The sequence below is a fragment of the Serratia sp. NA_112.1 genome, from assembly GCF_052691715.1.
Genome location: NZ_JBQZFO010000002.1, coordinates 1 through 17,402, shown reverse-complemented (window position 1 = coordinate 17,402; position 17,402 = coordinate 1). Strand labels below are relative to the sequence as shown.

General features: G+C 56.3%; 17 protein-coding genes. 4 read left to right on the top strand and 13 right to left on the bottom strand.

From position 1 onward, the window contains the following. Nucleotides 1–81 precede the first annotated feature (81 nt). The 10 genes from purF to ACUTQ5_RS04420 form a co-directional block, all read right to left on the bottom strand. Nucleotides 82–1,599, bottom strand: a complete 1,518-nt coding sequence (gene purF, locus ACUTQ5_RS04465) for an amidophosphoribosyltransferase (protein ID WP_012146042.1) — start codon at nt 1,597–1,599, stop codon at nt 82–84. A 21-nt stretch (nt 1,600–1,620) separates the two neighbouring features. Further along, a complete protein-coding gene (gene cvpA, locus ACUTQ5_RS04460; protein ID WP_012146043.1) occupies nt 1,621–2,121 on the bottom strand; it encodes a colicin V production protein in 501 nt (166 codons plus the stop codon). Between the two features lie 357 nt (nt 2,122–2,478). After that, nucleotides 2,479–3,213: a cell division protein DedD gene (gene dedD / locus ACUTQ5_RS04455; protein ID WP_445650265.1), complete on the bottom strand. Its 735-nt coding sequence runs from the start codon at nt 3,211–3,213 to the stop codon at nt 2,479–2,481. Further along, nucleotides 3,214–4,476: a bifunctional tetrahydrofolate synthase/dihydrofolate synthase gene (gene folC, locus ACUTQ5_RS04450; protein WP_445650264.1), complete on the bottom strand. Its 1,263-nt coding sequence runs from the start codon at nt 4,474–4,476 to the stop codon at nt 3,214–3,216. It abuts the gene before it with no gap. A gap of 152 nt (nt 4,477–4,628) precedes the next feature. Next, a complete protein-coding gene (gene accD / locus ACUTQ5_RS04445) occupies nt 4,629–5,537 on the bottom strand; it encodes an acetyl-CoA carboxylase, carboxyltransferase subunit beta (protein ID WP_445650263.1) in 909 nt (302 codons plus the stop codon). A gap of 230 nt (nt 5,538–5,767) precedes the next feature. Beyond that, a complete protein-coding gene (locus tag ACUTQ5_RS04440) occupies nt 5,768–6,430 on the bottom strand; it encodes a DedA family protein (protein ID WP_445650262.1) in 663 nt (220 codons plus the stop codon). 75 nt (nt 6,431–6,505) lie between these two features. Next, a complete protein-coding gene (gene truA / locus ACUTQ5_RS04435) occupies nt 6,506–7,327 on the bottom strand; it encodes a tRNA pseudouridine(38-40) synthase TruA (protein WP_445650261.1) in 822 nt (273 codons plus the stop codon). After that, nucleotides 7,327–8,337 carry an aspartate-semialdehyde dehydrogenase gene (locus ACUTQ5_RS04430; RefSeq protein WP_445650260.1) on the bottom strand — a complete coding sequence of 337 codons (1,011 nt, stop codon included), beginning with the start codon at nt 8,335–8,337 and terminating at the stop codon, nt 7,327–7,329. The genes truA and ACUTQ5_RS04430 overlap by 1 nt, the downstream gene beginning before the upstream one ends. Nucleotides 8,338–8,427: 90 nt before the next feature. Then, nucleotides 8,428–9,549, bottom strand: a complete 1,122-nt coding sequence (gene pdxB / locus ACUTQ5_RS04425; protein WP_445650259.1) for a 4-phosphoerythronate dehydrogenase PdxB — start codon at nt 9,547–9,549, stop codon at nt 8,428–8,430. Between the two features lie 166 nt (nt 9,550–9,715). Then, nucleotides 9,716–10,489 carry an AraC family transcriptional regulator gene (locus ACUTQ5_RS04420; RefSeq protein WP_445650258.1) on the bottom strand — a complete coding sequence of 258 codons (774 nt, stop codon included), beginning with the start codon at nt 10,487–10,489 and terminating at the stop codon, nt 9,716–9,718. A 117-nt stretch (nt 10,490–10,606) separates the two neighbouring features. On the opposite strand from ACUTQ5_RS04420, the gene ACUTQ5_RS04415 reads away from it, so the two are divergent. Further along, on the top strand, nt 10,607–11,509 hold the full coding sequence (locus tag ACUTQ5_RS04415; protein WP_445650257.1) for a DMT family transporter: 903 nt from the start codon (nt 10,607–10,609) through the stop codon (nt 11,507–11,509). Here the strand turns inward: ACUTQ5_RS04415 and ACUTQ5_RS04410 are convergent. The 3 genes from ACUTQ5_RS04410 to ACUTQ5_RS04400 form a co-directional block, all read right to left on the bottom strand. Then, nucleotides 11,506–12,924, bottom strand: a complete 1,419-nt coding sequence (locus ACUTQ5_RS04410) for a sensor histidine kinase N-terminal domain-containing protein (protein ID WP_445650256.1) — start codon at nt 12,922–12,924, stop codon at nt 11,506–11,508. The two genes, ACUTQ5_RS04415 and ACUTQ5_RS04410, sit on opposite strands and share 4 nt — an antisense overlap. After that, nucleotides 12,911–13,585, bottom strand: coding sequence for a transcriptional regulator TctD (gene tctD / locus ACUTQ5_RS04405; protein WP_445650255.1), 675 nt, complete (start codon nt 13,583–13,585; stop codon nt 12,911–12,913). The genes ACUTQ5_RS04410 and tctD overlap by 14 nt, the downstream gene beginning before the upstream one ends. Nucleotides 13,586–13,801: 216 nt before the next feature. After that, entirely contained in the window at nt 13,802–14,122 is a 321-nt protein-coding gene (locus ACUTQ5_RS04400; protein WP_445650254.1) for a hypothetical protein, read from the bottom strand. A gap of 299 nt (nt 14,123–14,421) precedes the next feature. Here ACUTQ5_RS04400 and ACUTQ5_RS04395 point away from each other — a divergent pair, with 299 nt between their 5' ends. The 3 genes from ACUTQ5_RS04395 to ACUTQ5_RS04385 are packed head-to-tail and all read left to right on the top strand — an operon-like array spanning nt 14,422 to nt 17,375. After that, nucleotides 14,422–15,402, top strand: a complete 981-nt coding sequence (locus tag ACUTQ5_RS04395; protein WP_445650253.1) for a Bug family tripartite tricarboxylate transporter substrate binding protein — start codon at nt 14,422–14,424, stop codon at nt 15,400–15,402. Nucleotides 15,403–15,414: 12 nt separating this feature from the next. Continuing rightward, nucleotides 15,415–15,846 carry a tripartite tricarboxylate transporter TctB family protein gene (locus tag ACUTQ5_RS04390; RefSeq protein ID WP_445650252.1) on the top strand — a complete coding sequence of 144 codons (432 nt, stop codon included), beginning with the start codon at nt 15,415–15,417 and terminating at the stop codon, nt 15,844–15,846. Nucleotides 15,847–15,857: 11 nt separating this feature from the next. Further along, nucleotides 15,858–17,375: a tripartite tricarboxylate transporter permease gene (locus tag ACUTQ5_RS04385; RefSeq protein ID WP_445650251.1), complete on the top strand. Its 1,518-nt coding sequence runs from the start codon at nt 15,858–15,860 to the stop codon at nt 17,373–17,375. The last annotated feature ends 27 nt before the right edge of the window (nt 17,376–17,402 follow it).

The window sequence follows — 17,402 nt, the reverse complement described above, 5'->3', positions numbered from 1 at the left end:
ATGGGGCTACATAAGCAAGTCAGGGAGGGATAATGCACCGCAGCAAACGCCGCGGTGCACTGTTTTGGTCAAGGGGGAAACTTAACCTTCGTTGTGCATTTCCAGATTTTCCGCTTCGGTCTGACCACGTATTTCTTTGGCGTCGTCATTGCGCAGCGATTCCAGATACTCGAGGTAGCTCTGGTCGACGTCTTTGGTGACGTAGATACCGTTGAATACCGAGCATTCGAACTGGGTAATGTCCGGGTTCTCTTCGCGTACCGCTTCAATCAGATCGTCCAGGTCCTGGAAGATCAGGCCGTCGGCACCGATGATCTGGCGAATTTCATCCACTTCACGGCCGTGGGCAATCAGTTCGTTGGCACTCGGCATGTCGATGCCGTAAACGTTAGGGAAGCGGATTTCCGGCGCTGCGGAAGCCAGATAAACTCGTTTCGCCCCGGCGTCACGCGCCATCTCCACGATCTGTTCCGAAGTGGTGCCGCGTACGATGGAATCATCCACCAACAGCACATTCTTGTCGCGGAATTCGGCACGGTTGGCGTTCAGCTTACGGCGCACCGACTTACGGCGCGCCTGCTGGCCCGGCATAATAAAGGTACGGCCGACATAGCGGTTTTTCACAAAACCCTGACGATATGGCTTATCCAGGATACGCGCGATTTCCAAGGCGATATCACAGGACGTTTCCGGGATTGGGATCACCACGTCGATGTCCAAATCTTCCCATTCGCGGGCAATCTTCTCACCCAACTTCTGCCCCATACGCACGCGTGCGCTGTAGACCGAAATCTTGTCCATAAAGGAGTCCGGACGAGCGAAATAGACGTATTCGAACAGACACGGGTTGGTTTTCGGGTTCTCTGCACACTGGCGAGTGAACAGTTGACCCTTCTCAGTGATATACACCGCTTCGCCCGGTGCCACATCACGCAAGAACTCGAAGCCCAGCGTATCGAGTGCGACACTCTCGGAAGCCACCATATATTCATTGCGGCCATCTTCAAGCTGACGCTTGCCGATCACCAGCGGGCGGATACCGTTAGGGTCACGGAATGCCAGCAGACCATGGCCGATGATCATCGCCACGCAGGCGTAAGCACCACGTAGTTGCTGATGCATGGCGGCAACGGCGGTGAAAATGTTGTCGGATTCCAGCGGATAATGTTGGAAACGGTCCAGCTCACTGGCCAGTACGTTCAGCAGGATCTCGGAATCGGAGGTGGTGTTGATATGGCGGCGGCCGCTTTCAAACAGCTTTTGGCGCAGCTCATGGGCGTTGGTCAGGTTGCCGTTGTGGGCCAGCGTCAGGCCGAACGGCGAGTTTACATAGAAGGGTTGAGCCTCTGAGGCACTGGAGCTGCCAGCCGTTGGGTAGCGCACATGGCCAATACCCATGTTGCCCTGCAAGCGCTGCATATGGCGTGCCTCAAACACATCCTTCACCAGACCGTTTGCCTTACGCAGACGGAACCCATTGTGGGCATCTATGGTGACGATGCCTGCGGCATCCTGGCCACGGTGCTGAAGCACCATCAACGCATCATAAATCGACTGGTTTACCGGCATAAAACCGGCGATACCGACAATACCGCACATGTTGTCTTTTCCTCATCAGCGCTACCGCCCCGGTAAATGGGTCGGCAAGAAACTCGACGTGCTCTGCAGGTAGTCAAAGAACCACCTGATGATGTAACTGAACTGGGGGATCAGCTGCGACTGTTTCCAGTCGGTACTTTGTGAGAAACCGGTAAAGGTATCCAGGAAAAACAGTATCGCCGAAACGATCAACACGCCGCGCAGTGCGCCAAAACAGACGCCCAGCACCCGGTCAGTGCCCGATAACCCGGTTTTCTCTACCAGTGAGCTAATCACATAGTTAACAATAGCGCCTACGATCAGGGTCGCGATAAACAAGATGGCAATCGCGATGCCGTTTCGCACCAGTTCATCTTCAAAACGAGTGAAGTAGACTGCAAGGTAAGAGTAGAAATGGCTGGCAACAAAAAACGCACATCCCCATGTCACAAGTGACAATGCTTCGCGAACAAACCCTCGGATCAGGCTCACCAGAGCCGAAAACCCAATCACCGCTATAATGACGTAATCAATCCAGACCATGAACTATTCCAATGATGAATCGCCCCTGCCTACCCTTCATCCTTCAAGCCGCATCGGCGTTGGCTGCCTTTACTCACACCCGTCACTTGGTGAACCAAGCTCCTGGCGATTCGTTCAGTTGCCGCCTTGATGCAACTTGAATTCTCTTGGGTATATCCAATTCGCGGCGAATTCTAACAGAAAACGTAAACGTTTGCGTAGGGGTTTTCCTGCCCCGCTACAAATAAAAAACGGCGATAACAAAATTCCCAATCGCCGCGCCTACATAGGCCATTTCAACTACGAAAGGCACATTATTTTTAATGATTATATCGGCATGTACCGATTATGAGGCACAGCATACTGCGCCCTATAATCTTAACGTACGCCGTACGGCTTCACCTGACCGCTCAAACCACTGATCGAATTCAACGCGGACAGCGAAGACTGCAGCTTCTGTTTTGAGGCATCCGGGCCGACGTAGATCCGGGTGATCTGGCCCTGTACCGGCGTTGATGGCACGGTAAAGGCACGGTAGCCGGACAGCCTGAGCGATGCCACCACCTCGTTCACCTTGGCGGCGTTTTTCAGCGCACCAAGCTGCACCACATAAGCCTGCCCTGCCGGCGCTTTCTCTTCCGCCGGTTTCTGCACGGGTGCAGGCTCAGGCTTGGGTACTGGCGTTGGCTCAGGCCTCACCACCGGTTTCGGTTGCGGTACCTGTTTTGGCTTCGCTTCCACCGGTTTGGTTTCTACCGGTTTAGGCTTCACCTGCGGCTGCGGCGTCGGTTGTGGACGGGTTTCGACCGGCGGCGTAACCAATGTCGGCTGCTGCGTCGGTTGGCGAGCTGCCTGCTGCGTTGCTGCCTCATTGGCCGCCTGCTGCTCAACCAGTGCCCCCGCCCCTTCCGGCGGCTGCGCCGGTAGCGGTTGGCTTACCGGTGGCACCACGTCGTTTTCTTCCACATCACCGGCCTTCGGCACCAATGGGATGGCGGCGAACTCGTCCTCATAATGTTTCTTTTTACCGTCCAGCAGTCCTGGCAGGATAATCACCCCCAGCGCGACCAAAATCACGGTACCGACCAATCGGTTTTGAAATTTACTTGCCACTCACACTCCCCGCTCGTCTAACGCCGCCATAACCTGTGCAACGGTGTGGAACGATCCACAGACGATCACAATATCCTGAATATCTGCGTCCTGCATAGCCTGACGCCAGGCAGTTTCGACATCGGCAAACTGCCGCGGTTCCGTCAAATATTGCGCCAAAAGTTCGCCGCTGGCCCCGCGCGGCCCGTCCAGCGGCGCGCAATACCACTCATCGACCTGCTCACTCAGACAGGCCAGGGTGCCGGCGATGTCTTTATCCGACAACATTCCCACCACCGCACGCACCTTGCCGCCATTGCACGGTAAGGTCGCCAGACGCCCGGCCAGGTAACCTGCCGCGTGGGGATTATGCGCCACGTCGAGGATTAACATCGGATCGCGTCGCACAATCTGGAAACGTCCAGGCAATGTCGCCTGCTGCAAGCCGGTGAAGATGGCCCGCTCATCAATTTCCAACGCAGAAAAATGCAGTGCCGCCAGTGCCGTCGCCGCATTGGCTAACGGCACGTTGGGCATCGGCAAATCGGTCAGTAAGGTGCCGCCGCCTTGCCACTGCCAGCGTTCGCCCTGTTCGCTGAAGGTCCAGGCATCGCCACGGCGATACAGTTGGGCACCCAGGGTTTCCGCTACCTGCCCAATGGTGGCCGGCATATCCGGTTCACCCACCACCGCCGGTCTGCCGCTACGGAAGATCCCGGCCTTTTCACGGCCAATGCTTTCGCGATCGTTGCCCAGCCAGTCGGTATGATCCAACGCGATGCTGGTCACTACCGCCACGCTCGGATCGACGATATTGGTCGCATCCAGGCGGCCGCCGAGCCCGACTTCCAGGATCACCACGTCAAGCTTAGCCTGTTTGAACAGTTGCAGCGCCGACAGGGTGCCGAATTCGAAGTAAGTCAGTGAAGTTTCACCCCGGCCCGCTTCAATGGCGGCGAACGAGCGGCAGTGTTCTGCCTCGCTCAGTTCATCGCCCTGAATGCGTACCCGCTCGGTGTAACGTACCAGATGTGGAGAGCTGTAGACGCCAACGCGCAAACCGGCCGCCATCAGGATGGTTTCCAGGGTGCGACAGGTGGTGCCTTTGCCATTGGTACCGGCTACGGTAAATACCGTCGGTGCAGGAGTGAGTAAATCAAGATGCGCCGCAACACGCTGTACACGTTCCAGGCCGAGTTCGATCGCCTGGCTGTGCAGACGTTCCAGATAGAAAAGCCACGAGCTCAATGGCGACGTGGCTTGGGGAATTTGGTGGTTTTGCATGAGTCCCGTCACTGAACTTGGGTTCATTAATCCATCAGGGCACCACCCTCACCGCGGTAAAGGCGATGCTCTCCGTTTTCAGCCGTCATTTAGCCACAAAATGGCGGCTGAACCCCGCGCCGATGGATACCGGCGCGGGGAACTTATTGCTCTCAGGCGTCGGTCTGATTTTCCTGCTCGGACACCGGCGCGGCTTCATCGAAATGCGGCTGCGGCTGGTTGGTCAGCTTGGAAAGGATACTCGCCAGGGTCTGACGCATTTCCGGACGGCGTACGATCATGTCGATTGCGCCTTTTTCAATCAGGAACTCACTGCGCTGGAAGCCCGGCGGCAGCTTTTCACGCACCGTCTGCTCGATAACGCGTGGGCCAGCAAAGCCGATCAGCGCTTTCGGCTCGGCGATATTGATATCACCCAGCATCGCCAGACTGGCGGAAACGCCACCCATGGTCGGGTCGGTCAGTACCGAAATGTACGGCAGACCACGCTCCTGCAGTTTCGCCAGTGCGGCACTGGTTTTCGCCATCTGCATCAGCGACATCAGCGCTTCCTGCATACGGGCACCGCCACTGGCTGAGAAACACACCAGCGGACAGTTGTCTTCCAGCGCCTGCTCAACCGCACGCACAAAGCGCGCACCGACCACGGACGACATGGAACCGCCGATAAAGGCAAATTCGAACGAAGCGGCGACAATCGGCATGCCGTACAGCGTGCCTTTCATCACTACCAGCGCGTCTTTTTCACCGGTCGCTTTCTGTGCGGCAACCAGGCGGTCTTTATACTTTTTGGAATCCTTGAACTTCAGAACGTCTTTCGGTTCCAGTTCGCTGCCCAGCTCCACTTCACTGCCTTCATCCAGTAGGGTATGCAGACGCATACGCGCAGTCATGCGCATGTGGTGGTCGCATTTCGGGCACACTTCCAGATTACGCTCCAGCTCGGCGCGGTAGAGAACCTGACCGCAGCTATCGCATTTAGTCCACACCCCTTCAGGAATACTCGCCTTACGGGTTTGGGTGATATTGCTCTTGTTAAGAATTCGTTCAATCCAGCTCATCGATGACCTTTCTGTTTGAACCTGGCAGACGCCAGTCCGCTGTTCATGCTTTAACAATCCCCCCGAGAACACCAATGAAAAAATGCCTGGACAAAACGCGGCATGCGCGCGAGCAAGGCACAGGTTTCAAGGTTGTTAACAGGAACAGACCATAAATGTCGCTCATTAAACCATATCGGCCCGACTCTGTGGACAAAAAACTGGTCGAACCGACAGGTTAAGCGATGTTTTTACTGTTTTTGCTGGCGGGCAGCCGCACGCTTATGGCGCCAAATTTCAATGACACCCGGCAGAATTGAAACAATGATGATACCCACGATCAACAGTTTCAGGTTTTCCTGCACGACCGGCAGATCGCCGAAGAGGTAGCCAGCATAAGTGAAGAGCAGCACCCAAACCAGTGCACCAATCACGTTGTAGGCGGCAAAATGGCGATAGGACATATGCCCCATACCTGCAACGAACGGCGCAAAAGTACGCACGATTGGCACAAATCGCGCCAGAATAATCGTTTTCCCGCCGTGTTTTTCATAAAACTGGTGGGTCTTATCCAGGTAGCTGCGGCGGAAAATTTTCGAATTCGGGTTACTGAACAACTTTTCCCCGAACAGCCGGCCAATGGTGTAGTTCACCGCATCGCCGAGTATTGCCGCGCCTATCATCAACGCGACCATGGCATGTACATTCAGATCGTTGGTCGGCAATGCCGCCAGAGCACCGGCCACAAACAACAGAGAATCGCCCGGCAGGAAAGGTGTCACCACCAGCCCGGTTTCGCAAAACAGGATCAGGAACAAAATGGCGTACACCCACATACCGTATTGCGCCACCAGTTCTGCCAGATGCACGTCAATATGCAGAATAAAATCAATTACAAACTTGATGATGTCCATAGGTTCTCTCTTTTACCGGGTGTCTCACCCACCCGGTAGGTACACAAGGGAACAACGCGTCAGGCGCGCCGGCGTTTAATCGTCGGGTAAAAACAGTGGCCCCATTGCCGGCCGGGGTAGGGCAAAGTGCTCAGGGTAATCGACGCTAACCAGGTATAACCCGTCGGCCCGCGCCGTCGCCGCAGCCAGATTACGATCCTTCAGTGCCAGTAACTCGGCCATCCAGTTCTCATCCTGATTGCCGCAGCCAATTTCCATCAGGCTACCGACAATATTGCGAACCATATGATGTACAAAGGCATTCGCCTTGATATCTACCACAATATACTCACCGTAGCGCGTAACTTTAACGTGTTTTACGTTACGCCACGGCGTACGCGACTGGCATTGCACGGCGCGGAACGAAGTAAAGTCGTTCTCGCCCAGCAGCGCCTGCGCCGCCCTTTCCATCCGTTCGGCATCCAGCGGGTGATAAAAATGGGTCATCCCCTGCTGTAATACCGCCGGGCGGTAGCGATGGTTATAAATAATGTAGCGGTAACGACGCGCAGTCGCGCTGAAACGCGCATGAAAATCTTCATGCACGCCAGTCACCCAACGCACGGCGATATCCGGCGGCAGGTGGGTGTTAACGCCCATCGTCCAGGCCGCGTCCTTGCGTTGCGCGGTAGTTTCGAAATGCACAACCTGACCGGTAGCATGCACCCCGGCGTCGGTACGTCCGGCGCACAACACGCTGATCGGTGCATCCGCTACCTTACTCAACGCCTTTTCCAGACAGGCCTGCACGCTGGCAACCTCCTGCTGACGCTGCCAGCCGTAATACTGGCTGCCGTCATATTCAATCCCCAGCGCGATTTTCAACGTCGGCTGGGTGGGTAAGGCAACTTCAGACATCAGTACATCTGCTCCTGCACCAGACGTTCTGCAGTTTCGATCGCCATCAGCGCGCCACCGAAACGCACATTGTCGGCCACCGACCAGAACTGCAGGATTTCCGGAATGCCATAGTCATTACGCAAACAGCCGACGCTCAACGCATCGCTGCCAGACGCTTCCGTCACCTGGGTCGGGTAGTCGTCTTCTTCACTCAGTTGGATATCATCCACCTGTTCCAGCTCGCTGCGCGCTTCTTCCGCAGACATCGGGCGCAACGCTTCCAGGTGAACTACCTGCGCATGGCCGTAGAACACCGGCGACTGGACACAGCTCACGGAAATCGGCAGCCCTTCGTCCTGCAGCACTTTACGTACCTGATCGACAATCAAACGCTCTTCACGCACGCTGCCCTGTTCGTCGACCAGCAACGGCAACAGGTTGAACGCCAACTGCTTGGCGAAAACGCCCGCTTCAGCCGGAATGCCGTTCAGCAGGCGCGCACTTTGGCCAGCCAAATCGTCAACCGCCACTTTGCCGCGTGCCGATACCGACATCAGGGTGGTGACGTGCAGACGGGAAAGCCCGGCCTGTTCGGTCAGCGGTTTGATTGCGGTCAGCAGTTGGCTGACCATGCTATCGGCCACGGCAACGATATTGCGGTTACGGTAATCCGCCAGCACCTGCGGGTTCACCCCAGGGACCACCAACGGCACGTCCGGCTCCAGCGCAAACAGGCCGCTGGTGTCAATCACCAGGCAGCCCATGTTGCCGGCTTCTTCCGCGTAACGAGCCGAGGCTTCGGTACCGGCGACGAAGAAAGCCAACTGCGCCTGTGACCAGTCAAATTCTTCCGCGTTTTGCACCAGTACCGATTTGCCGTTGAAGCGCACCGTGGCACCGGCGCTGCGTTCACTTGCCAATGGATAGAGTTCGCCCACCGGGAACTGGCGTTCCTGTAATAATTCCAGCAACGCTTCACCTACCGCGCCAGTGGCACCAAGCAGAGCGATATTCCAGCCGTCAGACATTGGGTTTCTCCAGAGTATTTATTCAAATGCAGATGGGCGGCTACTGCACCGCCCTGATAACAAAATTAGTCGTTGTGGCTTAAGAAAGCCTTATGCCGTCAGGAAACCCAGCTTGTGCAGCAGCTCCGCACTGGCGCTGTCATCGCACTGGACGCGTAATGAAGACCATTCGCGGCGTTCCTGGTAATACTTGCGCAGACGATCAAACTCGCCCGGTTGCCCGGCCACTTTGCGCAGCGGCGCATCATCGCGGCGCACATCATACACCAAGTGCATCAATCGTTTTAATTTGCCTTCGTCCAGCGGCCCATTGAGTTGGACCTGGCTGAATTCAGGCACCGGCAACAGCGAGGCCAGCTCGATCTGTTGCGGCTGGCCCAAGTGGCGGCTGAAGGCTTCAAACACCTGAGTGGTGCCACGTGCCTTGCCTTCCAGCGTGTAACCGGCAATATGCGCGGTGCCAATATCCACCCGTGCCAGCAACGGCAGCGAAAGCTCCGGTTCCGGCTCCCACACGTCCAGCACGGTACTCAGTTTTTTGCCTTTCTCCAATGCCTGCAACAGCGCAGCATTGTCCACCACTGCACCGCGACAGGCGTTGATCAGAATGCGATTGTCCGGCAACGCCGAAAGCAATTCTGCGTCCACCAGATGCAGCGAGTTATAAGGGCCGGATTTATTCAATGGCGTATGGAAAGTGAGCACGTCGGCTTCTGCCACCAGCTTTTCCAACGGCCAAAACTCACCAGCATCACCGCGTTCAGCGCGCGGCGGATCGCATAGCAAGGTACGGACGCCCAAGGCTTTCAGGCGGGCATCCAGGCGTGAACCTACGTTGCCGACGCCGATAATACCGACGGTTTTATCCCGCAGTTGGAAACCATCGCGTTCGGCCAGCAGCATCAGCGCGGAGAACACATATTCCACTACCGCAATGGCGTTGCAGCCCGGTGCCGCAGAAAAACCGATGCCCTGCTGTTGCAGCCAAACGTCGTCTACGTGGTCGGTACCGGCGGTCGCGGTGCCGACAAAACCAATGCGGGTACCGGCCAGCAAGGCCTCGTTCACTTTAGTCACCGAACGCACCATCAGCGCATCGGCATCGGCCAGCGCATCACTCGGGATCGGGCGGCCAGGTACCGCCTGCACATTCCCCAAACGACTGAACAAATCAGTCGCGTACGGCATATTTTCATCAACCAGGATTTTCACTTATTGCTCCGACGGTTTACGGCTATTTATACCCAAAATAATTGGCGCTGCATCAAGGCGGTAAGAGCAGGAGTCCCCAGGAGCTTAGACTGGGGTGAGTGCTCGCAGCCAACACAGAGGCGGCGTCAAGTATGAAGAGTTATCTGGGAAATAGTGTGCCACTGAATCAGGCCCGGCGAAAGCGCTCGGGGGTGGTACCGGCGATTTGCTGGAACATGACAATAAACGCCGAGGCCGAGCTGTACCCTACCTCCAGCGCCACCTCCTGCACGGTTTTGCCCTGTTCCAGCAGGGACACGGCATGTAGGAAACGCAAACGCTGGCGCCATTCGCTAAATGACATGCCCAGATCCTGCTGGCAACGGCGCGACAGCGTACGTTCGGTGGTATATACCCGGGCAGCCCAGTTGGCGAGCGACGTATTGTCCGAAGGACAGTGTTCCAGCGCCTCCAGCACCGGTGCCAGGAATTTGTCTTCGGATGACGGCAGGTAGGTTTGTTGAACCGGCGACAGATGCAGTTGGTCGATCAGCGCCCGGCACAGGCGCAAGTCCTGTTTACTCTGTGGGATATATTGTTTGCGTGCGTAAAAATCTTCGGCAATGGCGCGGAAAATGGGCGTCACGCTGACCAGACAGGGATCGACCGGCATCCCGGCGCACAGCGGCAACGCAATATCGACCATGCGGCACTGCGCCAAGCGCTGGTTATAACAAGAGTGTTCAATTTCCGCCGGCGCCCACAGCACAAATTCCGGCGGTGCCAGAAAACGTTGACCGCCGATGCGCAGCACCATAACACCGGCCTTGACCCACATCAGTTGCCCCCAACTGTGCCGGTGCGGCTGGAACTCCGTACGGGCGTTGAATTCCTCGCAGCGGAACTGCACCGGACGTGGTGCCGGGATCAGTGATCCGGGGTAATGACGGATTTCTGGCATGGTTTCGTCCCGTGACTTGTCTTGTTTAGGGCAAATATTGTCTGGATATCACTATATATAATAAACCGGACACGGGTAAACTAGCCAGCATGTCCGTTGTTAATGAGAATAATTATAATGAATATGCTATTCCCCCTGCTGGCGGTGTTGATTTGGTCCATTAATGCCGTGGTCAGCAAGCTCTCCGCTACCGCCATTGATCCGGCCGCCATCTCCTTCTATCGCTGGTTACTGGCGCTGATCACGCTGACGCCTTTCGTGTTGCCCGGCGTGATCCGCCACTGGGCGGCGATACGCGCCAACTGGTGGAAATTAATGATCCTCGGCATGCTGGGTATGGTGTTGTACCAGAGTCTGGCTTATTACGCGGCCCACAGCGTCAGCGCGTTGTTTATGGGGATTATTGTTTCCCTGATCCCGTTACTGACTATTCTGATCAGCATAGTGCTGCTGCGAGTGGCACCGACGGTGGGTATTGCGATCGGCAGCCTGTTGTCGCTGGCCGGTTTGATTTGGCTGGTGAGCGCTGGTAATCCAGCCGAGTTGCTGCAACATGGCATAGGCAAAGGCGAGTTGATGATGTTTGCCGCCACCGCCGCCTATGCGCTGTACGGCGTTCTGACCAAGCGCTGGGCGATTGCGCTGCCAAACTGGCAATCATTGTATGTGCAGATCCTGTTCGGCGTGGTGTTGCTGCTGCCTAACTTCCTGATGGCGCAGGACGTTGCCTTGACCCGCCAAAATATTCCGCTGGTGCTATTCGCCGGTATCCCGGCCTCGATCATCGCGCCATATCTGTGGATCCACGGCGTGATGCGCCTGGGTGCCAATACCGCGTCGATCTTTATGAATCTGGCTCCGGTATTTACCGCCATCATTGCAGTAGTGTTCCTGCATGAACATCTGCACAGCTACCATTTGCTCGGTGGCGGCATCACCCTGTTGGGGGTGATCCTGTCGCAGCGTCTGCGCACACCTCTGGGCCGCAAGGCCAAGCAAACCACAGAGTGTGAAAGCTAAGGCAGCAATTGAAAACGCACCCGCACCAACAGGCCCCCGAGGGTGGCCGAGGTCAGCAGCTCCGGGCGGGTGCCGTGATAACGGGTGATGTCGCTCACCAGCGCCAACCCCAAACCGGCACCGGGCTGATTGCCCACGTTATCCAGCCGATGAAACGGCTGCAGCGCCTGCGCCGTGTCCTGCTCGGCAATCCCCGGACCGCTGTCTTCAATTTCCAGCACGCACTCCCCAGCCAACTTATCGATGCTTAACCGGGCCGTAACCGTGCTCTGATTCGGAGTATATTTCAGCGCATTATCAAGCAGATTGGCGCACAATTCAGTCAGCAGTAACACCTCCCCACCGACCCAACAGACTGATTCCCCCTCATACCCCAGATCGATGCGCTTACTGCGCGCCTGCGGCAGCCGTGAAAAACAGGCATCGCGCAGAACCTGCGCCAGATTCACCGGCTGTAACTGGTGGTCAGCCTGGTGTTCATGGGCTTTAAGTCTGGAAAGATAAAGCAGGCGATCGGTCAGTGCCACGGTGTTATCCAGCGTGCTGCTCATCGCTAGCAGGCTTTCCCGCCACTGCTGCGGTTGATCACTGGCCAGTGCCACCCCCACCTGAGTTTTCAGCACGGTTAACGGCGTGCGTAGCTGGTGCGAAGCGTCTGCGCTAAAACGCTCCTGACGCGCCACCATCAGCCGCAGTCGTTCAATATAACGGTTGAATGCCAGCAACAGCGGCTGCATTTCCGACCAGGGCAACACCATCGGCAACGGCGTCAGTTCGCCCGGATCGCGCCGCAGCATGATACCGGAAAGCTTACGCATCGGTTTCAGCACCCGCTTGAGTAGCGCGAAGGCCAGGAGCATGGTCAAAACCACCACCGTTCCCTGGCTGAGCAAAGCGGAAAGCATCATTTGCCGCGCCAGATAGCGCCGTGATTCCAGCGTCTCCGCGACCAGAATGGTCGCCATGCCCATAACGCCGGATTCGTTAATCGGCTGGTACAGCGCGGCCACGCGAATCGGTCGGCCGCGATATTGCGCATCATAAAAATGGACCAGCGCCGGATACAGGCTGGAACGCAGGATATGGGGCGGCATCGGCGGTAAATCGTTATAGCCTGAAATACTGTCGCCCTGCGGGGAGATCACTTCGTAATAAAGCTGATCGTTCATGTTGCGCTCGAAACTGTCGAGTACCACATAGGGCACGTCCGCTTCCAGTCGACCATTGCGCACTACCAGTCTTTCCGCCACGGTACGTGCCGACGCCAGCAACGTGCGATCGTAGGCCAGCGTAGCGGCATTCATCGCACTGAAGTAGTGGGTATAAATCGAGATACCGCCCAGCACCAACAACGGCAGGCCAAAGAACAATAACAGTTGATAAAACAGCGATCGCGGTGCGTTAAACCACCTCATTGCAAAGCTCCAGGCTGTAGCCCAGACCACGCAGAGTGATGATCGCCACATTACTGCCCTGCAGCTTTTTCCGCAGCCGATGAACGTACAGCTCGATGCTTTCTGGATTAGCCTCATCGGACAGGGTAAACACCTGTTCAAACAGTTGCTGTTTGGCAACCGGGCGGCCACGCCGGTGGATCAAAGCGGTCAGCACCGCCAACTCTCGGGGCGTCAACTGCAGCGGCTTGTCGTCGAGTTGGAAATAACCTTCATCGTGATAGGTTAGCGCGCCATACTGCAACGCCTGCTGAGTGACGCCAACGCTACGGCGCAGCAACGCCCGAATGCGCGCTTCCAATTCATCGAGTTCGAACGGCTTGGTCAGGTAGTCGTCGGCCCCCAGATTCAGCCCCTTGACGCGATCGGTAACGTCGGTTCTGGCCGTCAGCAACAGTACCGGCAAATCCTGCCCGCGTTTGCGCAGTCGGGCCAACAATTCCAGACCATTAAGCCGCGGCAGCGCGACATCCAGTACCACCAGCGCATAGGTCTCGTTTAACAACAGGTGGTCGGCTGCCAGTCCGTCCGGCGCAACGTCAACAGCAAAACCGACGCCGGTTAACGCCTTTTGCAGCCAGTGGGATAGCTCGGGATGGTCTTCAACCAATAACAGACGCATGTTTCCATTCCATTGATTTACCTATGCCTATGCTCTGTGTGAAATAACAATCAGGCCAGGACGACGGTCAATTAACATATTTATAACAGCAGGATGGCATGGAAAACGCAGGGAAAGAAGAGTTACACCGGGTCAGTTTTGGGAGCTGGGGCACAATTGCAACACGCAATAAACCACAGTCGGCCAGCCACTGCGGTTGATTGCGTTGGTTCGCCGTTATTTTTCGCTGTAGGCCAGAGCAATATCCAACACCGGCTGCAATTTGGCTGGCGTGAACGGCGGGGAAACCAATACCGAGCGATTATTGGCGGCAAACACAATATCAATACCGGTAATACAAGCCGTCATAGGGCATACGTATTTATCGCCTTTGGGATCGGCGAAATGCAGCTCAAAAACACCGAGTTCCGGACGCAGACGTTTCAACCGGCACTCGCCTTCCTCTCCATAAATGCCGGCATACACCGACGGCAACATCTTGATAGCTTTAATTTTATCACTTTCCCTGCCACCGAATAACTTCCCTAATGAAAACATAAACGCACACCTGTCATGATTTTATTTTTAGTCATTTTATCCCAAGGTCGAAAAGGCAAAAATGATATTACGTAGACTTTAAGCAAGGTTTACGGGCTGTTATTGCCCCGTGGCATGTGTTAGTGCAGCGGTCAACCTGGACGGTGAGTACAACATTATTATCCCAGCCAGGAGATGCATATCACATCCCGAAAACTTTTCCGCCGGTTGAAAGGTAAATGAAAGGTTGTTGATTTAACAATCCAGCAACCCGTATCGGCGGGGATCCGCACCGACTGAAAAATACCTTGGGGAAAGCAATGAAAAAAATAATCACCCACACTCTGACCGCCACCGCCCTGCTGCTGGCAGCCAATCTGGCCTTTGCCGTAGAAGCACCGAAACGCACCGAATGTATCGCCCCTGCTAAGCCCGGCGGTGGGTTTGACCTGACCTGCAAGCTGATTCAGGTTTCGTTGCAGGAAACCAAAGCCATCGATAAACCGATGCGCGTTACCTATATGCCCGGCGGCGTTGGCGCAGTAGCCTACAACGCCATCGTTGCCCAACGTCCGGCAGAGTTCGGCACGGTCGTCGCCTTCTCCGGTGGCTCGTTACTGAACCTTTCTCAAGGGAAATTCGGCCGCTATAACGTGGACGACGTGAAATGGCTGGCCGCCGTCGGTACCGACTACGGCATGATTGCCGTCCGTGCCGATTCGCCTTACAAAACCCTGAAAGACCTGATGGACGCCTTCCAAAAAGATCCGAACAGCGTGGTATTCGGCGCCGGTGCCTCGATCGGCAGCCAAGACTGGATGAAAACCGCCCTGCTGGCCCGTGAAGTTGGGGTCGATCCTCACAAGATGCGTTACGTGGCATTCGAAGGCGGCGGCGAGCCGGTTACCGCATTGCTCGGCAATCACATTCAGGCCGTTTCCGGCGATCTGAGCGAGATGGTGCCTTACCTGCAGGGCGACAAAATCCGCGTGCTGGCGGTGTACTCGGATCAACGCCTGCCGGGCCAGTTAGCCAATGTGCCAACCGCTAAAGAGCAAGGCTTCAATCTGGTATGGCCGATTATCCGCGGTTTCTACGTTGGCCCGAAGGTCAACGAAGAGGAGTACCAGTGGTGGCTCGACACCTTCCAAAAAATGATGGCAACCGACGAGTTCAAAAAACAACGCGATCTGCGCGGTCTGTTTGAATTCAACCTGGCCGGCAAGGAACTGGATGCCTACGTGAAAAACCAGGTCAATCAGTACCGCGAACAGGCCAAAGTTTTCGGTCTGGCCAAGTAACCGGAGGCTACCATGAGCGATCGCATTTTCGCCGGTTTCTGGCTGCTGCTGTGCATCAGCGGCCTGTTTATCGGCTGGGGTATTCAGAGCGAATACAGCTACGAGCCGCTGGGACCCCGTCCCTTCCCGCTGGCAATTCTCAGCCTGATGGCGCTGTGCGCAGCGTTATTGCTGCTGAATAAGCCGCAGGTGGTTGAATGGCCGCATAACAAGGTGATGCAACGCCTGCTGGTGCTGGTAATAACCCTGGTGCTGTACGCCTGGGGCTTCGAATGGCTGGGCTTCCCGCTGGCAACCGCACTGCTGACCTTCAGCATTGGCCTGCTGTTCCAGGCCAGCCTGAAAGCGGCCTTGGTGTCCGGCGTGGTGATGGGCGTGGCGCTGTATTACGCCTTTGACCGCTTACTTGATGTGACACTGCCACTCGGCGTTTGGCTGAGCTAACGGGGGCGACGATGGAAACCTGGATGTATTTGACTCAAGGGTTCGAGGTGGCGTTGGTGCCACAGAACCTGATTATCGCCCTGATCGGCTGCTTCGTTGGCACCATTGTCGGACTGCTGCCGGGATTGGGGCCGATCAACGGCGTGGCTATTTTGCTGCCTCTGGCATTCGCTCTCAAACTGCCGGCTGAGTCCGCTCTGATCCTGCTGGCGACGGTGTATATCGGCTGCGAGTACGGCGGTCGTATCTCCTCGATACTGCTCAACGTACCGGGTGACGCGGCGGCGATCATGACCGCACTGGACGGTTATCCGATGGCGCAACAGGGCCGCGCCGGTGTGGCGCTATCAATCTCGGCGGTAAGTTCTTTCATCGGTTCGATGATCGCTATCGGTGGCATTATCCTGTTTGCCCCGCTGCTGGCACGCTGGTCACTGGCGTTCGGCCCGGCGGAATATTTTGCCCTGATGGTATTCGCCATCGCCTGCCTGGGTAGCATGATGAGCCAGAACCCGCTGAAGTCGCTGCTGGCGGCGCTGATTGGTTTGGGGCTGGCGACGGTCGGGGTAGATGCCAATACCGGTGTTTATCGTTTCACCTTCGACAGCGTTCATCTCTCCGACGGCGTACAGTTTATCGTGGTGGTGATCGGCCTGTTCTCGGTCAGTGAAATTTTACTGATGCTGGAAAGTACCAGCACCGGGCAGAAGCTGGTGCGTAAAACCGGCCGCTTACTGTTTAATCGCAAAGAGGCTGCCGAATGTGTTGGCCCAACGCTGCGTTCTTCGGTGATCGGTTTCTTCGTCGGCATTCTGCCGGGTGCGGGTGCCACCATCGCCAGTGCGCTGACCTATATGACCGAAAAGAAAATCAGCGGCAACAGCGACACCTTCGGTAAAGGAGATATCCGTGGCGTGGCGGCTCCTGAGGCGGCCAATAACGCCTCGGCCTGCGGATCGTTCATTCCGATGCTGACGCTAGGCGTGCCGGGTTCCGGTACCACGGCGGTGATGATGGGCGCACTGACGCTGTACAACATCACGCCAGGCCCGGCAATGTTCACCGAACAGCCGGATATTGTCTGGGGGCTGATCGCCGCACTACTGATTGCCAACGTCATTTTGTTGATCATGAACCTGCCGCTGGTTGGTCTGTTCACCCGCATGCTGACCATTCCACTGTGGTTCCTGGTACCGGCGATTGCCGCGGTGTCTGCGGTCGGTGTTTATGCGGTGCATAGCACCACCTTTGACCTGCTGTTGATGGTCGGACTGGGGGTGTTTGGCTATATCCTGAGGAAAATGCACTTCCCGATGTCGCCGCTGATTTTGGGCTTCGTGTTGGGAGAAATGCTGGAGCAGAACCTGCGCCGTGCGCTGTCAATCAGCAACGGAGAGTTTGGCATTCTGTGGAGCAGCAGCATCGCGCAAACCTTGCTGGTGTTGGCGGTGTCCGTCCTGGTGCTGCCGCTGGTATTGCGCATAATGCGCAAACGTCGCCAAACAGCGGAAGCGGCCAAGGCCGAGTAAATAAAAGGGCGGGGTAAATCCCCGCCC